Origin of the sequence: Pseudovibrio sp. Alg231-02, from assembly GCF_900143565.1 — a bacterium.
Taxonomy (GTDB): Bacteria; Pseudomonadota; Alphaproteobacteria; order Rhizobiales; family Stappiaceae; genus Pseudovibrio.
Genome location: NZ_FREX01000003.1, coordinates 171,381 through 189,373 on the forward strand (window position 1 = coordinate 171,381; position 17,993 = coordinate 189,373).

Below are 17,993 nucleotides of genomic sequence, written 5' to 3' on the forward strand. Positions count from 1 at the left end.
CGCAACAATACGCCCTACCCCTAAGGAACTATATTTTACAATTGCACGTAACATAGTTTACACGCTATACGTGCTTATGGTGTTCCTGTGATGAGAAATCCGAAGCTATTTAGTGTAATGTGCTCTCGGATTCGTCTCTATCCAAAAAAAAGCGCTTTCTGTCATGCTGCACTCGATCTCGGACCGCTCGCTCGTTTCTCGCTTTGGAATTTCTCCCTGGTCATCCACCAGCAATCGTAAAAGTGACGCTGTCTATCTTTATTTAGAAGAACAGATCATCGTTGGTGCTCTTAAGCCTGGTGAAGCAATTGCCGAACAGACGGTAGCTGATGCGTGTGATTGCGCGCAGGGAACTGTACGTGAGGCCTTGCTTAAACTTCAGCAGTCCGGCCTAGTGGTACGGCACGATTACAAAGGCACTCGCGTTGCGGGTATCAGCCGCGCTGAAGCTGTCGAGATTGTCAAAATCCGCATGCAGCTGGAAGAGCAAGCCGGACGAATGATTGCCTCTAACATTTCAGGCGAGACGCGCGACCGGCTCTTTGAAATTCTGGATGCTATGTGTCAGGCAGCCGATGACAACGAGGTGTTTCTTTGCAGTGCTTATGACCGCCTCTTCCATGCAACTCTGTTCCGTCAGGCAAACTTGCGCGGATTAGAGCCTATTCTGGAACGTTGTGCACTCCATATGCATCGTGTGACGCTGTCTCACCGAGACATTCCACTCAATGGTACTGACATTCATGAAAAGCATATTGCGATCATCGAAACGCATTGCAATGGCACGCCTGAAGAAGCTGCAAACGCTGCGCGTGGGCATGTGAGCTTTCTGTTTGACCGCTGGATGTCAGAGCACACCTTCCTCAGTCTTTCCATTTAGACCGTCGCCAGCCTTATGCTGGAGCAAGGCATAAAAAAAAGCCGGAGTGCAGAAGCATCCGGCTTTTGTTGTTTTTTACGCTTGTGCGTTGCTTAAACGTCGAGGTTCGCAACGGATAGAGCGTTGGTTTGAATGAAGTCGCGGCGTGGCTCAACTTCATCGCCCATCAGCTTGGTAAAGATGTCATCAGCTGCGTCAGCTTCCTTGATCTTCACCTGCAGCAAAGAGCGTACATTCGGGTCCAGCGTGGTTTCCCAAAGCTGTTCTGGGTTCATCTCACCCAGTCCCTTATAGCGCTGCATGGAGATGCCACGACGCCCTTGCGCGTAAACAGCCTCCAGAAGGGCTTGTGGGCCGCGAATTTCGACAGACTTGTCTTTGCGCACCAAGGATGCGGCCTTGTGATAGACCTCATCCAGATGCTTGAAGTAGCTGTCGAGGCGACGCGCATCTGCAGAAGCCAGTAGGGCAGCATCAATCGTGGTGACTTCTTTCACGCCGCGAACAACACGGCTGAAGATGAGATCACCCTCTTCAGTTGCTTCACCTTCCCAACCACGCTCAAACTCGTCGGCCAGAATGTCCAGGCGACGCGCAATGTAAGCTGCAGCTTCCTGCGCTTTTTCGTGGTTGTGCAGGTTGTCGGAGTTCAGCGCACCGGCGATCGCAGCCTGCTCGACAACAGCTTTGTTGTAGCGGGAATGCAAACCGTTAAGAACGTCGGAGATTTCACGAGCCTCATTAACGACGCTACGCAGGTCTTCACCCATGCGCACTTCGCCGCTTGCAAGGCTGAGTGACGTCTCATCCAGACCACTGCCGATCAGGTATTCTTCAAAGGCCGCTTCATCTTTCAGGTACTGCTCGGACTTGCCACGCGTAACCTTATAAAGCGGAGGCTGAGCGATATAGACGTAGCCGTTTTCAATCAGATCAGGCATCTGACGGAAGAGGAAGGTCAACAGAAGCGTACGAATGTGCGCACCGTCGACGTCCGCATCGGTCATGATGATGATCTTATGGTAGCGGAGCTTTTCGAGGTTGAATTCCTCGTTGCCGATACCTGTTCCCAATGCAGTGATCAGCGTGCCGATTTCCTGCGAGGAGATCATTTTATCAAAACGTGCGCGTTCGACGTTCAGGATCTTACCCTTCAGCGGCAGCACAGCCTGATTTGATCTGTCACGGCCCTGTTTGGCAGAGCCACCCGCGGAATCACCCTCCACTATGAAGAGTTCAGCTTTAGAAGCATCGCGCTCCTGACAATCGGCCAGCTTACCGGGTAGGGACGCGATATCCAGCGCGCCTTTGCGGCGTGTGAGCTCGCGAGCTTTACGAGCAGCTTCGCGAGCGCTCGCCGCTTCCACGACTTTGGAAACAATGGACTTTGCCGGAGCCGGGTTTTCTTCCAGCCATGTAGACAGCGCTTCACCAACGAGGTTCTCAACCACCGGACGGACTTCTGAGGAAACCAGCTTGTCTTTGGTCTGGGAGGAGAACTTAGGATCCGGCACTTTTACTGAAAGCACGCAGGACAGGCCTTCGCGGCAATCTTCGCCAGTTGGGTTTACTTTCTCACGCTTCAGGATCCCTGATGAGTCTGCGTAGCCGGTCAACTGACGTGTCAGAGCGGCGCGGAAACCAGCAAGGTGCGTACCACCATCACGCTGTGGGATGTTGTTTGTGAAGCACAGAACGTTTTCGTGATAGCTGGAGTTCCACCACATCGCCACTTCTACAGTGATGCCGTCTTTTTCGGCAATCATTGTAACAGGCTCTTCGATGAGTGGATGCTTGGCACGGTCCAGATAACGAACGAAAGCTTCCAGACCACCTTCGTAGTAGAGCTCTTCAACGCGAGGCTCAACACCACGATTATCTGTCAGGATGATACGGGCACCGGAGTTGAGGAAGGCCAGCTCGCGCAGGCGGTGCTCAAGGGTGTCGTAATCAAACTCAATTTTAGTGAAGGTTTGAGGAGATGGAGTGAAGGTCACCTCAGTACCGGATTTACCCGGAGCGTCGCCGACAACTTTCAAAGGAGCTTCAGCCTCACCGTGATGGAAGCGAAGGAAGTGCTCTTTGTCATTGCGGAATACACGCAGCTCCAATGTGGTGGACAGTGCGTTCACCACAGAAACACCCACACCGTGCAGACCGCCGGATACCTTGTAGGAGTTGCTGTCAAACTTACCACCAGCGTGGAGCTGGGTCATAATAACTTCAGCCGCAGAAATTCCCTCTTCCGAGTGAATGTCTACCGGAATACCGCGTCCGTTATCGGTTACCGAGACAGAACCATCAGCGTTCAACGTAACGGTCACATAATCAGCATGACCGGCCAGCGCTTCATCGATGGAGTTGTCGACAACCTCATAGACCATATGGTGCAGGCCCGAGCCATCATCGGTATCACCGATATACATGCCGGGGCGTTTACGTACAGCATCCAGGCCTTTCAGCACTTTGATGGAATCTGCACCGTATTCACCTGCGCCATTTTCCTGCTCAGGTCCGCCATTTTCAGGGGTCGACGTTTCGCTCATTCGAATCACTTCACACAACGGTTTTCATTAGGGTTCATGTTATAATTGGTTGGGCAAATGGTTCAAGCAATCTGGGAGTTTAAGCGCTCGTAAACCAAGGGAAATATTGCATAAACACTATTTTTAAGGGGGGATAATTTCCTTAGCGTGCATCCCATGGATTTGCTTGCACGATTAGCACCCCAAGTTTTCATTTTTGTGCCTGGCATTTTCTGAAAATTGAAACGACTTATCGGTGCTATTGCTACCGTGTAATCATCAGGACTGCGATGCCGAGAAGTCCCAGAGAAGCCATTCGATTAATCAAGTACATCGTCTTTTCTGACCACAAGAACTGGCAAAGTTTGACTGCCAGAAATGAATAGGCACCGTTGATGATCAGTAAGATGGCTGACAGCACAGCGGCGAGTTCAACAAAGCCCAGCAGGCTCATTTCCTCAACGCTGACCAAATTGGGCATGAGCGCGAGGTAGAACATGATTGCCTTGGGGTTTGACAGGTTGAACAATAGCCCAGCAAACAAGGATGTCTTCGCAGAAGATTGTGGTGGGATTGAGTTGCTGTAATCCTCGGAAGGAGCTGCATTTGCGCTCTTCCAGATGCCCCAGGCTAAATAGGTTAGATACGCAGCACCTAACCACTGCAAAGCCACGAAGGCTCCTGAAAAACTGCTGGCAATTGCTGCTAATCCCAGTGCAGCCATGGAGAACCAGAGCAGGTCACCACTCAACAGCCCCAAACAGAACAGCACTGCACCGCTGCTGCCAAAGCTCACCGCACGGGCAATGATTGCAAAAACGGCAGGGCCGGGAATAATTGCTAGTGTGAAAAGCGTGCCGCCAAACAGGGCAAGGCTGGTTACATCCATAAAACTGCAGCGGTTCTTTCGTGGTGACAAGCACTTTCAGTTTACGGCGCCGCAGTCTTCCGCAAGCGCCGTCTCAAAGAGCAGATTGCTCAGCGGGTCACCATGGTTGCTGCCACGCCGACCATTACCACGCTGGAACTTCTGTTAAGGCGCTGGAATGCTTTTTGCGACGAAATCAGCTTCTTTGCAGAGACCGCCAGATAAGCATAGATGCCGAAGACGATGAACAACACACTGGCCATGGTTGCTGCCAGTTCCCAATAAGCCAGCAGGTTGATCTTATCCATGGGTACGATGTTCGGCATCAGCGCCATATAAAAGATCACGACCTTTGGGTTGGACAGGTTCATGGATAGACCAGCGAGCAAGGCTGTAAAACGTGAGGACGCCTCTACAGCTGCATCCCCATCTTGCGTTGGGGATACGCCTTTTGAGTTCCACATCCCCCAGGCGACGTATAGCAGATAAGCGGCTCCAACCCATTTGAGCACCATAAAAATAATCGCGTAGTTGGTTGCGATGGCTGCCAGCCCCATGATTGCGAGCGTAAACCAAAACAGATCACCACAGATCATACCGACAACGAACATAGGTGTGCCGCGCATGCCTTGTCCGAAAATTCGGGCAAGCAAAGCGGCGATACCGGGACCCGGTGTGATGGCTGCAGCGAACAAGGTTCCTGCAAAAAACAAAAGAACTGCCAATTCCATTTTATTGCTCTTCTTATCGCGCCACGATTGCGGCAGCGGTGCCAAACATTGCAACACTCGCGCTCTTATTCAATCGAGTCACGGCTTTTTCTGAGGTCAGGAGGCTTCGTGCCCGTACGGTCACACCAATATAGATTGCAAAGACCAGTGACAACACGGCAAGCGTAACAAACATCAACTCAACCAAGCCAATGGTCGTGATGGTTTCCATAGGCACCACGCTTGGCATCAAAGCCGCATAGAACAGCAAGCCTTTAGGATTGGAAAGCGTGATCAGCATGCCGGAGACAAGTGTTTTGGCACTGCTTTTGGTGTTTTGCGTTATGGCGGCGGTGCCTTCAGTTGCCTGCGCTGTCTGCAGACCACTGGCACGCCAGAGCTTCCAAGCCAGAAACAGCAAATAGGCAGCACCTGCATATTTAACGATGGTGAACGCCAGTACATAAGTACTCGCCAGTTTTGCGAGGCCCAGGATTGCCAGAATAAACAGACACATGCTGCCAATCAGCATGCCAGAGACAAATGTGAGTGTACCTTGCAACCCAAAACCGAGTGTGCGCGAAACCAGTGCCGTAATCGCAGGGCCAGGTGTGATGGCAACAACAAACAGAGTTGCCCCAAATACGAGGAGAATTTGCAAGTCCATGGGGATCACTTAGGTCAGAGATAAGGCGCTTAACGCAGTTCGCGTATTCTCATCGGAAAGCTTGTCTCTGCTTTTCTAGAATACCGCCCAAGACTAATCACAAGGATATTTCTCTGACAAGCGAGATAAAAGCGGCTTGCCTTCAAGCCAGCTCAATGATGACACTTTCAGCTTAGCGCAATACCACCGTTTGCAACCTCGAAAATCTGTGCCGCACTTGGCAGGTCTTTGAAGAGGTTTTCGTCGGTGCCAGTCATGAAAACCTGACCGCCCAGAACTTCCAGCCGTGTAAAGAGTGCTTCGCGGCGGCCAGGATCCAGATGGGCGGCGACTTCATCCAGCAGCAGGATCGGGGTCATGCCGGAAATCGATGAGGTGAGGTCTGCATGTGCCAAAACCAAGCCAATCAACAGCGCTTTTTGCTCTCCAGTTGAAGCTTGCGCGGCGGGCATTTGCTTTTCGCTATGAACCACGTAAAGGTCAGAGCGGTGCGGGCCATCCAGAGTACGCCCTGCGGCACGGTCGCGGAAGCGGCCTTCCACCAGCAAATCGCGATAGCAATCTTCCCGATCTGATGCGCTCATGCCGATGGTTGCGGTTTCAAACGCGCCTTGCAGGTGGATTTCTGCGGACGGGAAGGGGAGGCCGAGCTGCTTTTGTGCTTCCAGTGTTTTGGCCAGCAAACTCACGGTTTCACTGCGCGCCAGAGCAACAGCGGTGCCCAGTTCAGCAACCTGCGCTTCGATGGCATCCAGATATTCGGGTGTTCCGCCCTCAGACAACAGGCGATTTCGCTGGCGCAATGCTTTTTCAAAGCTTGCAACCATTCTGCCATGAGACGGATTGAGGGAGAGGACCAGACGATCGAGAAATTTGCGTCGATCAGAGGCTGAGCCCGTAAACAGGCCATCCATGGACGGGACCAGCCACAAAACACGAAGGTATTCCAGGAGAGCTTCGGAAGAACGAGCTTCTTCGCCGTCAATGCGGACGCGGCGTCCCGGTTCTCCGGCAGTTAAACCTGTACCGATGCGGGTCTCGCCAAATTCTCCATTCAAGATCGCGCTGACAGCCCAGCCGCCAGATCCATCGGCCCGGGCGATATCACCAAGGGTTGCGCGGCGGAGACCTCGACCAGCGGAGAGAAAGGAGATTGCTTCGAGAATATTGGTTTTGCCTGCGCCGTTATCGCCAACAAAAGCGACCATTCGGCTGTTCAACTCAACGCTTGTTGCGTTGTAGTTTCGAAAATCCGTTAGCGCGAGGCGAGTAAGCGCCACAGGCACTGGATCCGACATTCAGGCTCTCTTTGGTTACATGAATTTTGAGCATATTCTCATCCGAAAATTGGCTGCTATTTTCGGGAATATGTAGCAGAAGAAAAATGCCCCCGGCTTAGGACCGAGGGCAAAACATTTAAACGCGCATTGGCATCAGCACATAAAGCGCTTCATCACTACCTTCATCGCGAACGAGGGTCGGAGAACCGGAATCCGCAAGTGTAAAGAGAGCAGAATCTGCTTCCAACTGAGCTGCGATATCCAACAGGTACTTGGAGTTGAAGCCGATCTCGAATTCTTCGTTGTCGTACTCAACTGCAACTTCTTCAGTCGCAGAACCAGAGTCCGGGTTGGTGACCGTCAGAACGATCTTACCTTCGCTCAGGGACATTTTGACTGCACGGCCACGATCAGATGCGATGGTGGATACGCGATCAACGGCTTCCTTGAAGGCATCACGATCAACGCGCAGTTCCTTGTCGTTTCCTTTTGGAATGACGCGCTCATAATCCGGGAAGGTTCCGTCGATGAGTTTTGAGGTCAGGATGATGTCACCAATGGTGAAACGGATCTTGGTTTCAGAGATCTCAACTTTGATCTCAACTTCCGGATCATCCAGCAGCTTCTGAATTTCGCCAACGGTTTTACGCGGTACGATGATACCAGGCATACCCTCGGAGCCTTCCGGCGCCTCAAGCTCAGCCTGAGCGAGGCGGTGTCCGTCCGTTGCGACAGCGCGGAAACGCAGGCCTTCTCCGATATCCAGAGAGTGCATGTAGATACCATTGAGGTAGTAGCGGGTTTCTTCCGTAGAGATCGCAAACTGAGTGCTGTTGATCAACTTGCGGATACCGCCTGCGGTCATGGTGAAGCTGTGAGTGAACTCACCTGCAGTCAGGTCAGGAAAGTCGGTGACTGGCAGGATTTGCAGCGCGAAGCGGGAGCGCCCGGCGCGAATTTCCATAGTGCTGTCATCACCAGACGTTTCCAAAACAACCTGAGAACCATCTGGCAGCTTGCGCACGATCTCGTAGATCATGTGAGCTGGCACTGTGGTTCCACCTGGCGTTTCGACCATTGCCGCGATGCTTTCCACGACCTCAAGATCCAAATCTGTTGCCTTGAGCTTGAGGTTGCCACCTTCAGCCTGCAGCATCACGTTGGAGAGGATCGGAATGGTGTTCCGCCGTTCCACCACACGGTGTACGTGGGTCAGAGACTTCAAAAGCTCGGTCCGCTCAAGTGTCACTTTCATGCGAAACGTCCATTCTTCTGGGCGGAGCATCGCGCCGGTGCAGCGAACTCCGCGAATTACTAATACAAATTGCCCAGTTTCAGTGCAGAGGCCCACTTGGTCTGCACTTGCCCACTATGCCGAGTTTAACCTCGTGCAGGGTCGTTCAAACTGCACGTTTAGCTCGCAAAATGCAAGAGGGGCGCTGCAAGCAGCGCCCCAATAATCACCAAATTCCTGCAAGGAGTCCAGATGGCTCCGTGTAAAGGACGCTTATTAGAGCACGTTGCATTCACGCATCGTGCTCTAAGTTCTTTCCTTGAGCTCATTCAGATCATTTGATTGAAGCCAATCAAATGGAATGCGCTCTAGGCGTCCAGCATACGCTTCAGCAGCTCCAGCTCCTGCGCAAGACCGTTATCTGCCTTGGAGAGCTCTTCGATTTTACGAACTGCATGAAGTACTGTTGTGTGGTCACGATTGCCGAAGCGACGACCGATCTCTGGCAGAGAACGTGGGGTCATCATCTTAGCGAGATACATAGCGATTTGACGAGGACGCACGATGGTGCGTGTCCGGCGTGCAGAAAGCAGATCTGCTTTTGTGACGTTATAATGTTTTGACACAACGCGCTGAATGTCTTCGATTTTAACGCGGCGTGGTTCAGCTGCACGGATGAGATCACGCAGAGTGATTTCAGCCATTTCCAGAGTTACCGGAGAGTTTGTCAGCTGATTATGCGCAACGAGACGGTTCAGAGCACCTTCCAGATCGCGACCTGAAGAGGTTACGTTGCGAGCAACGTAGTCCAGAACGGCCTCTGGCACAGTGAAGTTCGGGTATGAGCGCTGCTGAGCACGCATACGATCTTCAATGATAGCGCGACGAAGCTGGAAATCTGGTTCGGAGATATTTACGACCAGACCACCTGCCAGGCGGGAGCGAACGCGATCATCCAGGCTTTCCAATTCAGCCGGAGCGCGGTCAGCTGCAACAACAACCTGACGAGCACCATCAATCAATGCATTAAGAGTGTGGCAGAACTCCTGCTGCACCTGCTTGCCGTGAAGGAACTGCATGTCATCGATCAGAAGAAGATCGATAGAACGCAGAGTTTCCTTGAAGGACATTGCAGACTGCGCCTGAAGCGCGGCAACGAAGCGGTACATGAAATGCTCTGCGGTGAGGTACAGAACACGGCGACCAGCCATACGGGCCTGATTTGCAATCGCCTGCATCAAGTGGGTCTTACCAAGACCTACAGAAGCATGGAGGTAAAGTGGGTTAAAGGTTACGACACCGCCGCCTGCAACTTGCTTTGCTGCTGCAAGAGCCAGAACGTTGGATTCACCTTCAACAAAACTTTCGAAGACGTATTTCGGATCGAGGGATGCCCCCTCGAGTACGTCTTTAGAGGAAAGGTCGGAACGACCACCTCGACCGCCCATCATAGATGGCATTGGGGACGTTGCGCGCAGACCAACAGGATCATTTACCTGAATTGGGCGCATATCAGTCTTGCCACCCAGCGCTGGGCGTGCAGCTGGCTTAGCAGCTGCAGGACGGGGACGAACGGCACCGCGAACGGTGAGCTCGATCTTATGAATGTCATCACATTCATTTTTCCAAAGTCCCATCAGACGCTCTGAATAATGAGACTGAATCCATTGCTTCAAAAACCGTGTAGGAACAGACAAACGAACGGTGCCGTTGGTGTGCCCTTCCATGTCTACACGTGCAAACCAGCTGGAGAATACATCTTCACCCAACTCAACACGTAGACGTTTCTTAACGCGATCCCATTGCTCCGGCCCTGGAGCTTCCTGAACGTGCATGCTCGCCTCCTTGCAGCCGTTGAGTATTCCGCCACAGATACTCAACCATCAAATCTATTGCGCTCATTTCGAGCTTTGTTGAACCAGACGCTTTTTTATTTCGTTGCCATTAGACAAAAACATCACATCGGTGTGGCGCCCACACACCGTTGCTAAATTCTAATATTTCTTGGGAGCTATCCTTGGCTCCACGGAAGACCTTGAGCCTTCCACCCAGAAACCGAGCCTCGATGACCTTCAGCATCATGACCGCCTTCAAAGCCGTCTGCCACGTTGTAGCAGTTTTTATAGCCAAGGGCTGTCATCGCGATCGCTGCTGCCTTACTCCGAACTCCAGAGCGGCACAAAAAGAAGATTGCAGCGTTTTGGTCAAGTCCTTTTTGCGTCAATGCGTCAGAAAGTTGACTCGCAAAGCCCTCATGAGGGCCATTGGATGGGAAACCCTGCCATTCAGCAAGGATGACTTCCTTCTCCAATTTGGAAAGATCCGGAATGCCTACGAAGGTCCATTCAGCGTTGGTTCTTACATCTACAAGAATTGCAGAACCATCAGCTTTAAGGCTCTCGAAAACTTCCGTTACGCTTCGATCACCTGCATAGGACTCATGCATAGATACTTCCATTTACTAACCTAGACGCATTACGTTTGCTCACCCAAATGAGTAAGCCACTATAAAAAGACTCAAAATCGAAATTCAAGAAAAATCAGAAGGAAAAGCAACAATAGCAGCAAAATGACGCAACAACTCTAGTAGTCTAAATTGCAATTACTATAAAATGCAACGCCTAGACTTTACGCCATCTAACCAGCTTTGCCCGACCCTGGTTCGATTCTTCTAACTTGTATGCTGGGATCGGGTAGCAACCCGACTTCTTCTTGACCATACACAGCCGATTTTGGTCCCGCAATAGCGGAAAGTTTACAAAACGCAAATGCCCTTTCTGTGACGCAAGGTCAAGCTCATATGTCGTCAACGGCTAAGTTCGGCAAAAAGCAGTGAACTCAACAACTTTCTCGATATGCGCTTGGTTAATGGTGGGCCCGGGAAGCGAATAAAAAAAATTTATCCGGCCATCTCTTGACTCACCAAGAATCTGCTCATTTCAACTGTGACAATTTTAACCTAGAGCCAATCCATTGTTTTTTAAGGATTTTCCTTGACAGGCTCCGAGACTAGTCCACAGGCTATCCGCCGTGAAAATGCCCCAGTTTTATCCTAGGGTAAGCTTATCCAGCTAACAAAAAAGCCCGGCCATACGACCGGGCTTTTTTAGTCCAAAAAAATTGGATTAGGCGCCGAGTGCCTTAATGCGGGCATTCATGCGGGATACTTTGCGAGACGCAGTGTTCGCATGCATAACGCCTTTAGTAGATGCACGCATGATTTCAGGCTGTGCAACTTTGAATGCTTCGTTAGCAGCTGTCTGGTCACCCGCGACAATTGCTTCTTCCACTTTACGAACGTATGTACGTACGCGGCTACGGCGAGCCTTATTAGTGGCCGTCTGGCGAGCAATTTTACGTGCCGCCTTCTTGGCCGAAGGAGTGTTGGCCATGGGCTCTGTCCTGATCTGTCAGTAAGAACTGTTTTCAAATCGCGAACGAGACCGCCCAAAGCCGCCCCGATCAAACGAATTCAGTGACGAACAAAATCCGCCTCTGGTTGTGGAGCGCTTATAGTTGGGAGTCTGAGCCTCGTCAACGAAAAAAGGTGTAGACCTGCCTAAAAACGGCTTATCCGTCTTCGAATTCAGGTTTTCTCTTTTCAATGAATGCCTTCATACCTTCTTTTTGATCGCTGGTTGCAAACATAGAATGGAACAAACGACGCTCAAAACGAATGCCTTCAGCAAGTGTTACTTCGTAAGAACGGTTTACACTTTCCTTCGTCATCATAACAATTGGAGTCGAGAAACTTGCAATCTTTTCAGCAGCTTTGATTGCTTCAGCAACCAAATCTTCATTTGCGATAACACGAGAAACCAGGCCAGCGCGCTCAGCCTCTGATGCATCCATCATACGGCCTGTCAAGCACATTTCCATTGCTTTTGACTTGCCAACAAGCCTTGTTAATCTCTGTGTACCACCTGCACCTGGCATAACGCCAAGTTTGATCTCTGGCTGACCGAATTGCGCAGATTCTGCTGCCAGAATGAAATCACACATCATGGCAAGCTCACATCCGCCGCCCAGAGCAAAGCCTGCGACCGCTGCGATGATTGGTTTACGCTTTTGCGCGATCTGATCCCAGCTGGTGATGAAGTCCATCAGATAGGTCTGCGGATAGTCGTATTCTGCCATCACTTTAATGTCAGCGCCCGCCGCGAAGGCTTTCTCGGAGCCGGTGATGACTGTCGCGCCAATTTCAGGGTCACGATCAAATACGTTCAGTGCTTCATCAAGCTCAGCGATCAGGTCGCTGTTCAATGCATTCAATACTTTCGGGCGATTTAGCGTAATCAGGCCAATCTTGCCGCGTGTCTCAACCAGAATATTCTCGTAGGACATATGTCCCTCCCAATAAAATCAACTTGGATTTCTGCCCTAACATTGAAGAGTGATGGCTTAGCGGCAAGGTATCCGTTTGTCTTAGTTCTATCAGGCGTCTGTGTTTGCCCGCTCTGGAAACAGCGCTGCGAGCCCTTCTTTGCTTGCTGCACAGGCACCGCGTTCAGTGATCAGGGCGGTGACGTATTTTGATGGCGTCACGTCAAACGCGAAGTTGGACAAAGGGGTCTCTGGCGGGCAAATGCGCACCTTCTCGACCTTGCCCTCCGCGTTTTCGCCCGAGATCCACGCGACCTCTTCGCCGCCGCGCTCTTCAATTGGAATTTCCTTCAGGCCATCAGCGACGGTCCAGTCGATGGTTGAGGAAGGCAGAGCCACGTAGAATGGGACGCCATTGTCATGGGCTGCCAGCGCTTTGAGGTAGGTGCCGATTTTGTTGCAAACATCGCCGTGTGCAGTGGTTCTATCCGTTCCCACGATGCAAAGATCCACCATGCCATGTTGCATGAGGTGGCCACCTGCATTGTCGACAAGCAACGTATGAGGCACGCCGTGCTCTCCCAGCTCCCATGCAGTCAGGCCAGCGCCCTGATTGCGCGGGCGGGTTTCGTCGACCCAGACATGGACCTTGATGCCTTTATTGTGGGCCTGATAGATCGGAGAGGTAGCTGTCCCCCAGTCCACAGTCGCCAGCCAGCCCGCATTGCAGTGGGTCAGGATATTGATGGTCTCGCCCGGGCTCTTTTGCGCAGCGATCTCCTCAATCAGCTTGAGGCCGTGCTTGCCGATGGATTCGTTGCAGGCCACGTCTTCATCAGAAATCTCGACGGCCCGCTTCCATGCAGCTGCCGCTCTTTGCTCCAATGGCAGCTCTGAGAGCAGGCTTTGCATGTCATTCAACGCCCAGCGCAGGTTGATTGCGGTGGGGCGGGTTGCATGGAGCACCTGCCACGCATTGCTTAGTGCTGCATCGCTTGGGTCTCGCGCCATTTCCAACGCAACACCAAAGGCGGCTGTTGCGCCAATCAGTGGGGCGCCTCGAACCCACATGTCCTTGATGGAAACTGCTGCATCTTCCAGATTACGCAGTTCAACCTCGACAAAACGATGGGGGAGGCAGGTCTGGTCGATGATCCCGACAGATTTTCCAGCTTCCAGCGGCCAAATGGAACGGTATGCTTTACCATGAACCTTCATCGCGACGTCTCCTACCCATGTATGTGGTTTGTGCGTCAGATTATCGGATTTTTCCGTGGCTCCATCTGCATTTTATCGCGTCCGGTTTCTTTTCCTCATAAAGTTCTGCAGTCCGCAGTTTCTGCATGGTCCAATTAGATGAAAGCCTTTCATCTCCTCTTTAACCATACTGCGCTACGCTGACTCTCTTACGTTAGTTTACACATAACTTTGCCGGGTTGATGAAAGAGGCTTCCGATGGCTCCGCTGGACACTGAAATTCGCGTTATGGATGAAGATGGCATTCTGACCATGCTTGATTGGGCTGCCCAAGAGGGGTGGAATCCAGGTGAAGATGATGCTCCATCCTATTATGCAGCGGATCCCGGTGGTTTTCTTGGCTGCTATCTAAACAATCAGCTGGTTTCTATGGTGTCTGCCGTTCAATACGGTGAGGCCTATGGCTTTCTCGGCTTTTACATCTGTCATCCAGAGTTTCGCAGGCAAGGCCTTGGGGCCGTTATATGGAATGCCGCCATGAAACGGCTGGAAGGGCGGACGATTGGCCTTGATGGCGTGGTGGAAGAGCAAGACAATTACGCGAAGTCCGGCTTCAGGCTCGTTCACCAGAATATGCGTTACAGCGGCTTGTCTGATGTCACCATGCCTATGGATCAGCGTATTTCCATCATTGGCAAGGGCATTTTGCCAAGCATTATAGAATATGATCGCAACTATTTTCCCGCAGAACGCTCCGCTTTTCTGGAACGCTGGATGGAGCCAATGAACCCTATGCGACGGGGCCTCTATCTGGTTGAAGAGGGTATTGTTCGCGGTTACGGCGTTATCCGTGCGGCCCGTGATGGGTATCGCATTGGCCCAATGGCCGCTGAAACTCCAGAAGGGGCTGACCTGCTGTTCCGCGCCCTTGCTGGCAGCGCCAAAGGGCAGATGATCAACATTGACCTGCCTTTGCCTAATGAGCAAGCCGTGGAGCTGGCAGAGCGCTATGACCTATCACCCGTGTTCGCTACCGCCAGAATGTATAAGGGCCAAGACCCCAACCTCCCCCTCGACAAGATTTATAGCTTTGCGAGTTATGAGCTGGGGTAGAGCATAAGTTACCAGACACAGATTTTTGTGTTTGTTTCATCATTCACCCAGCATGCTTTGTCTGCATCATCACGCAGATATTTACCTGGCAAAAAAACGTTACGACCAGTGCCAAAGTTAGCCCAACCATAGGCAACGCCGGGAGGATCAATCACTAAAATCATAGTGGGTTTACCCGCTGCAGATACCTCAAAGCTACCTTTGTTATCAGTGATTTTGAACTCACATTCATACTCGCCATCATCAGATGTAAAGCAACGAGCTTGCTTCGCTGAGGCAGGTTGGGCCGCAACAAACCAAGCGATAAAAAATAAGGATATTCCTGATCTCATAATGATGCTCATGTTTCTTCCCAACTCTTGAGAAAATGGACAGCAACTTTTATGATGTGACATTATCCTATTGAAATAAAAGTATAATTTATGGGTATCTGCGGCTATTATTAAAATGTCTCACGAACTTCGATCTTTCAGATGCACTCAAGCAAATCTAGTAGGTGTTCAATTTCATGGTCTGCGTTCATCGATCGCAAATAGTCGAAGTTATGGAAGAGGTTGTTCGATATTGGTGCAAACAGGCATGTACGACAGCCTAGAGCTTTACCTGCCAAAATATCTACATGAGAGTCGCCAATGACCAATGTCCTACTGGCATCTGCTCCCATGCGATCCAACGCTTCTTCAAAGGGGCGGGTATCTGGCTTGTGTCCGTAACCGTCATCTCCCGCAACCGTCGTCTGGAAAAAGTCCGAGAGGCCATGCACTTCAGTTCCACTCGAGAGAAGACGGCGTGAGCTTGAGCTAACAAGGCTTGTTGGAACCTTTTCATCCTTCAGCGTTGAAAGGGTCTCGATTGCTCCTTCATAAAGCTCAACTTCTTGCAATGCCTGCAGAACGTACTTCCGCGTTTCCTCGGCGATCTCGTGAAACCCTATATGAGGATGCTTGTCTGGCACTTTGTGGTGATCATGAAAGAATTCTGCCACGATTTCTTTAGGTTGGAAGGTGAAGTTACGTTGCTCCAAAGCGCGTTGATATCCGTCGAGCCACACATCCATAGTTCTGGCTAAGGTGCCATCCCAATCAAAAATAACGTTTTGAATATTCAATTTTGCAGCTTTCTAAAAATAGGCACGATCAAATTATGCCTCATGCTTTGATCTATCAATGATGGGCGGAGCTACTCACGAATAAGTCAAAGCTCGGTCAATCCACCAAGGGGGCATAGATTTAAACCATCACTTAATACGCCGACCCTAGGGTATAATTTGTGTTCCGAAAAGTGAGGTTGGTTTTGCAGAATCTCAGAATAAAACAACTTGATAAACGCGATCTTGGCACCATCCTGAAGTGGGCAGCCAATGAAGGATGGAACCCTGGCTCTGATGATGCTGAGGCTTTTTACTCAGCAGATACTTCCGGCTTCTTCGGGTGCTTTGATGGAGATCGTCCAATCTCATTCATTTCCGGGGTCAAGTATGGCAAGGATTTCGGTTTTGTAGGACTTTACATTTGCGATCCGGAACTGCGGGGCAAGGGATACGGAAAGTTGGTGTGGGACCACTGCATCAAGTCCTTACATGGGCGTACGATGGGGCTGGACGGGGTTATTGAGCAGCAGGACAATTATGCGCGCTCCGGCTTTGAAACTGCCTACAGACATATCCGATATGCTGGCATTTCTGCTGTGACATCAACCGATGACAAACGCATCAAGCGCATCGATGAAAGCACGTTACCCAGTCTCATCGAGTATGATCATAAGTTTTTCCCGCCTCAGCGTACCTCTTTCCTTACTAAGTGGCTGGATCCTGCATCTCAGCATCGCTCTACCTTCTGTTACACAGAGGATGGTGCAATCAAAGGATATGGCACAATTCGGACTGGGCATGATGCTTACAGAGTTGGGCCTCTGTTTGCAGATGATGAGCGTATCGCGGATTCATTATTTCAAGCACTTATCGGAACGGTGCATGGAAAGGAAGTTCACTTAGATCTACCTGAGCCCAATGCCCATGCGCTTTCTCTCGCAGAGCAATACCAGATGGAACCTGTATTTGAGACTGCGCGAATGTACAAAGGGACTGCGCCCACTTTTCCACTCGGCAACATCTACGGAGTGACAACACTGGAACTCGGCTAAATCGAGAGCTTACTGCGGCAACAAGGTCTCCCGGTCCAATTGCTGTTCGTGGGCTTCTTCCTGGAGCCATGCTTTGAAGGACTTTACGACTGGGCGCAGGGTTCGGTTTTCCGGATAGACGAAGTGGTAGGCGGAAGAGAGTTTTAGGCTGATGTCGAACAGGCGGACCAGTGTTCCCGCAGCGAGTTCTTCTTCGATAAAGAACTTTGGTACCAGTGCCACGCCCAAGCCGGAGGCGGCAGCCTGTGAGATCATGGTGAACTGATCGAAACGCGGGCCCTGAAAGGCGCCGTCTGTTTCTACACCTGCCAGAGAGAACCATTTTTGCCATGCATCTGGCCGTGTTGACTGGTGCAGGCGCATAACATCAATCAGGTCCTCCGGCGTACGCAGGCTGTGTCTGTCGCGAAATGCTCTGGAGGCAACTGGAATGACCTCTTCCTGAAACAGCGGCTCCGCAATGGCTCCTGCCCAGACAGGCTCGCCATAATGGATGGCGCCGTCGAACGGCTCTACCGAGAAATCGAACGGGCGTAGTCTGACGGAGAGGTTGAAGCTGGCCTCCGGGTAGCGCTCGTGGAAACGGGGGAGGCGGCGGGCGAGCCAACGCGTGCCGAAAGTTGGGAGTACTGCGACGTTGAGCACATCCTCACTGCCTGCAAAGGACATCACCTGACGGGTGGCGCTGGTCATCTTTTCCAGCGTGCCGCGGATGTCATGCAGGTAGATACGCCCGGCATCCGTCAGAACAATGCGTTGGCGAATCCGTTTGAACAGCTCAACACCCAAGCGACCTTCCAAAAGGCGCACCTGTTTGCTGACTGCGCCTTGCGTCAGGAACAATTCTTCAGCTGCACGCGTGAAACTGCCGTGCCGCGCTGCGCTTTCGAATGCGATCAAACAGTCAATCGGGGGGATAAAACCACGCTTCATCCTGACCTCTCATGATGCCGTGGACAGCTCGAAACATCTGAAATCGCGAGGTTAGGCACAACCAGCACGAACAAATTTCGTTCTATCTGGCATCATCTCCTTCTTAAAACAGGACCTTAAA

At 51.4% G+C, this 17,993-nt stretch carries 17 protein-coding genes; 3 read left to right on the plus strand and 14 right to left on the minus strand.

The features are described 5' to 3' along the window. Positions 1–163 precede the first annotated feature (163 nt). On the plus strand, positions 164–880 hold the full coding sequence (locus DHN43_RS10305) for a GntR family transcriptional regulator (protein WP_063294341.1): 717 nt from the start codon (positions 164–166) through the stop codon (positions 878–880). A 92-nt stretch (positions 881–972) separates the two neighbouring features. Here DHN43_RS10305 and gyrB read toward each other — a convergent pair whose 3' ends face one another. The 11 genes from gyrB to mtnA all read right to left on the minus strand — a co-directional run bounded on the left by gyrB (position 973) and on the right by mtnA (position 13,705). Further along, positions 973–3,426 carry a DNA topoisomerase (ATP-hydrolyzing) subunit B gene (gyrB, locus tag DHN43_RS10310; RefSeq protein WP_063286294.1) on the minus strand — a complete coding sequence of 818 codons (2,454 nt, stop codon included), beginning with the start codon at positions 3,424–3,426 and terminating at the stop codon, positions 973–975. Between the two features lie 244 nt (positions 3,427–3,670). Continuing rightward, positions 3,671–4,294 (minus strand): LysE family translocator, encoded by a 624-nt coding sequence (locus DHN43_RS10315; protein ID WP_108818541.1) that lies wholly within the window; start codon positions 4,292–4,294, stop codon positions 3,671–3,673. 89 nt (positions 4,295–4,383) lie between these two features. Continuing rightward, positions 4,384–5,004 (minus strand): LysE family translocator, encoded by a 621-nt coding sequence (locus DHN43_RS10320; protein WP_063317164.1) that lies wholly within the window; start codon positions 5,002–5,004, stop codon positions 4,384–4,386. A 13-nt stretch (positions 5,005–5,017) separates the two neighbouring features. Beyond that, positions 5,018–5,650 (minus strand): LysE family translocator, encoded by a 633-nt coding sequence (locus DHN43_RS10325; RefSeq protein ID WP_108818542.1) that lies wholly within the window; start codon positions 5,648–5,650, stop codon positions 5,018–5,020. A 167-nt stretch (positions 5,651–5,817) separates the two neighbouring features. Continuing rightward, on the minus strand, positions 5,818–6,948 hold the full coding sequence (recF, locus tag DHN43_RS10330) for a DNA replication/repair protein RecF (protein ID WP_108818543.1): 1,131 nt from the start codon (positions 6,946–6,948) through the stop codon (positions 5,818–5,820). Between the two features lie 118 nt (positions 6,949–7,066). Then, positions 7,067–8,185: a DNA polymerase III subunit beta gene (gene dnaN, locus DHN43_RS10335; RefSeq protein WP_063286480.1), complete on the minus strand. Its 1,119-nt coding sequence runs from the start codon at positions 8,183–8,185 to the stop codon at positions 7,067–7,069. A 347-nt stretch (positions 8,186–8,532) separates the two neighbouring features. Then, entirely contained in the window at positions 8,533–9,999 is a 1,467-nt protein-coding gene (gene dnaA, locus DHN43_RS10340) for a chromosomal replication initiator protein DnaA (RefSeq protein WP_057463134.1), read from the minus strand. 176 nt (positions 10,000–10,175) lie between these two features. Further along, positions 10,176–10,610 carry a rhodanese-like domain-containing protein gene (locus DHN43_RS10345; RefSeq protein WP_057463135.1) on the minus strand — a complete coding sequence of 145 codons (435 nt, stop codon included), beginning with the start codon at positions 10,608–10,610 and terminating at the stop codon, positions 10,176–10,178. A gap of 679 nt (positions 10,611–11,289) precedes the next feature. After that, positions 11,290–11,556 carry a 30S ribosomal protein S20 gene (gene rpsT, locus DHN43_RS10350; protein WP_057463136.1) on the minus strand — a complete coding sequence of 89 codons (267 nt, stop codon included), beginning with the start codon at positions 11,554–11,556 and terminating at the stop codon, positions 11,290–11,292. Between the two features lie 178 nt (positions 11,557–11,734). Next, positions 11,735–12,508, minus strand: a complete 774-nt coding sequence (locus DHN43_RS10355) for an enoyl-CoA hydratase (protein WP_057463137.1) — start codon at positions 12,506–12,508, stop codon at positions 11,735–11,737. 90 nt (positions 12,509–12,598) lie between these two features. Continuing rightward, positions 12,599–13,705 carry an S-methyl-5-thioribose-1-phosphate isomerase gene (gene mtnA, locus DHN43_RS10360; RefSeq protein WP_057463138.1) on the minus strand — a complete coding sequence of 369 codons (1,107 nt, stop codon included), beginning with the start codon at positions 13,703–13,705 and terminating at the stop codon, positions 12,599–12,601. A gap of 237 nt (positions 13,706–13,942) precedes the next feature. Here mtnA and DHN43_RS10365 point away from each other — a divergent pair, with 237 nt between their 5' ends. Next, on the plus strand, positions 13,943–14,797 hold the full coding sequence (locus tag DHN43_RS10365; RefSeq protein WP_063294346.1) for a GNAT family N-acetyltransferase: 855 nt from the start codon (positions 13,943–13,945) through the stop codon (positions 14,795–14,797). Between the two features lie 8 nt (positions 14,798–14,805). Here DHN43_RS10365 and DHN43_RS10370 read toward each other — a convergent pair whose 3' ends face one another. After that, positions 14,806–15,141: a hypothetical protein gene (locus DHN43_RS10370; RefSeq protein WP_108818544.1), complete on the minus strand. Its 336-nt coding sequence runs from the start codon at positions 15,139–15,141 to the stop codon at positions 14,806–14,808. Positions 15,142–15,266: 125 nt separating this feature from the next. Further along, the gene (locus tag DHN43_RS10375) at positions 15,267–15,905 is read right to left on the minus strand and encodes an HAD family hydrolase (RefSeq protein ID WP_108818545.1); all 639 of its coding nucleotides are present in this window, start codon (positions 15,903–15,905) and stop codon (positions 15,267–15,269) included. A 185-nt stretch (positions 15,906–16,090) separates the two neighbouring features. Between DHN43_RS10375 and DHN43_RS10380 the strand changes: the two genes are divergently transcribed. Next, positions 16,091–16,939 (plus strand): GNAT family N-acetyltransferase, encoded by an 849-nt coding sequence (locus tag DHN43_RS10380; protein WP_208995175.1) that lies wholly within the window; start codon positions 16,091–16,093, stop codon positions 16,937–16,939. A gap of 9 nt (positions 16,940–16,948) precedes the next feature. Here the strand turns inward: DHN43_RS10380 and DHN43_RS10385 are convergent, their stop codons facing one another. Beyond that, positions 16,949–17,872, minus strand: coding sequence for a LysR substrate-binding domain-containing protein (locus DHN43_RS10385; protein ID WP_063300370.1), 924 nt, complete (start codon positions 17,870–17,872; stop codon positions 16,949–16,951). Between the last annotated feature and the right edge of the window lie 121 nt (positions 17,873–17,993).

What these genes read in the sequence shown, in the direction of transcription:
- DHN43_RS10315 (WP_108818541.1), bottom strand. Translation starts at nt 4,294, where the DNA reads ATGGATGTAACCAGCCTTGCCCTGTTTGGCGGCACGCTTTTCACACTA.
- DHN43_RS10385 (WP_063300370.1), bottom strand. Translation starts at nt 17,872, where the DNA reads ATGAAGCGTGGTTTTATCCCCCCGATTGACTGTTTGATCGCATTCGAA.
- mtnA (WP_057463138.1), bottom strand. Translation starts at nt 13,705, where the DNA reads ATGAAGGTTCATGGTAAAGCATACCGTTCCATTTGGCCGCTGGAAGCT.
- DHN43_RS10370 (WP_108818544.1), bottom strand. Translation starts at nt 15,141, where the DNA reads ATGAGCATCATTATGAGATCAGGAATATCCTTATTTTTTATCGCTTGG.
- dnaA (WP_057463134.1), bottom strand. Translation starts at nt 9,999, where the DNA reads ATGCACGTTCAGGAAGCTCCAGGGCCGGAGCAATGGGATCGCGTTAAG.
- dnaN (WP_063286480.1), bottom strand. Translation starts at nt 8,185, where the DNA reads ATGAAAGTGACACTTGAGCGGACCGAGCTTTTGAAGTCTCTGACCCAC.
- DHN43_RS10355 (WP_057463137.1), bottom strand. Translation starts at nt 12,508, where the DNA reads ATGTCCTACGAGAATATTCTGGTTGAGACACGCGGCAAGATTGGCCTG.
- gyrB (WP_063286294.1), bottom strand. Translation starts at nt 3,426, where the DNA reads ATGAGCGAAACGTCGACCCCTGAAAATGGCGGACCTGAGCAGGAAAAT.
- DHN43_RS10325 (WP_108818542.1), bottom strand. Translation starts at nt 5,650, where the DNA reads ATGGACTTGCAAATTCTCCTCGTATTTGGGGCAACTCTGTTTGTTGTT.
- rpsT (WP_057463136.1), bottom strand. Translation starts at nt 11,556, where the DNA reads ATGGCCAACACTCCTTCGGCCAAGAAGGCGGCACGTAAAATTGCTCGC.
- DHN43_RS10320 (WP_063317164.1), bottom strand. Translation starts at nt 5,004, where the DNA reads ATGGAATTGGCAGTTCTTTTGTTTTTTGCAGGAACCTTGTTCGCTGCA.
- DHN43_RS10345 (WP_057463135.1), bottom strand. Translation starts at nt 10,610, where the DNA reads ATGCATGAGTCCTATGCAGGTGATCGAAGCGTAACGGAAGTTTTCGAG.
- recF (WP_108818543.1), bottom strand. Translation starts at nt 6,948, where the DNA reads ATGTCGGATCCAGTGCCTGTGGCGCTTACTCGCCTCGCGCTAACGGAT.
- DHN43_RS10365 (WP_063294346.1), top strand. Translation starts at nt 13,943, where the DNA reads ATGGCTCCGCTGGACACTGAAATTCGCGTTATGGATGAAGATGGCATT.
- DHN43_RS10305 (WP_063294341.1), top strand. Translation starts at nt 164, where the DNA reads ATGCTGCACTCGATCTCGGACCGCTCGCTCGTTTCTCGCTTTGGAATT.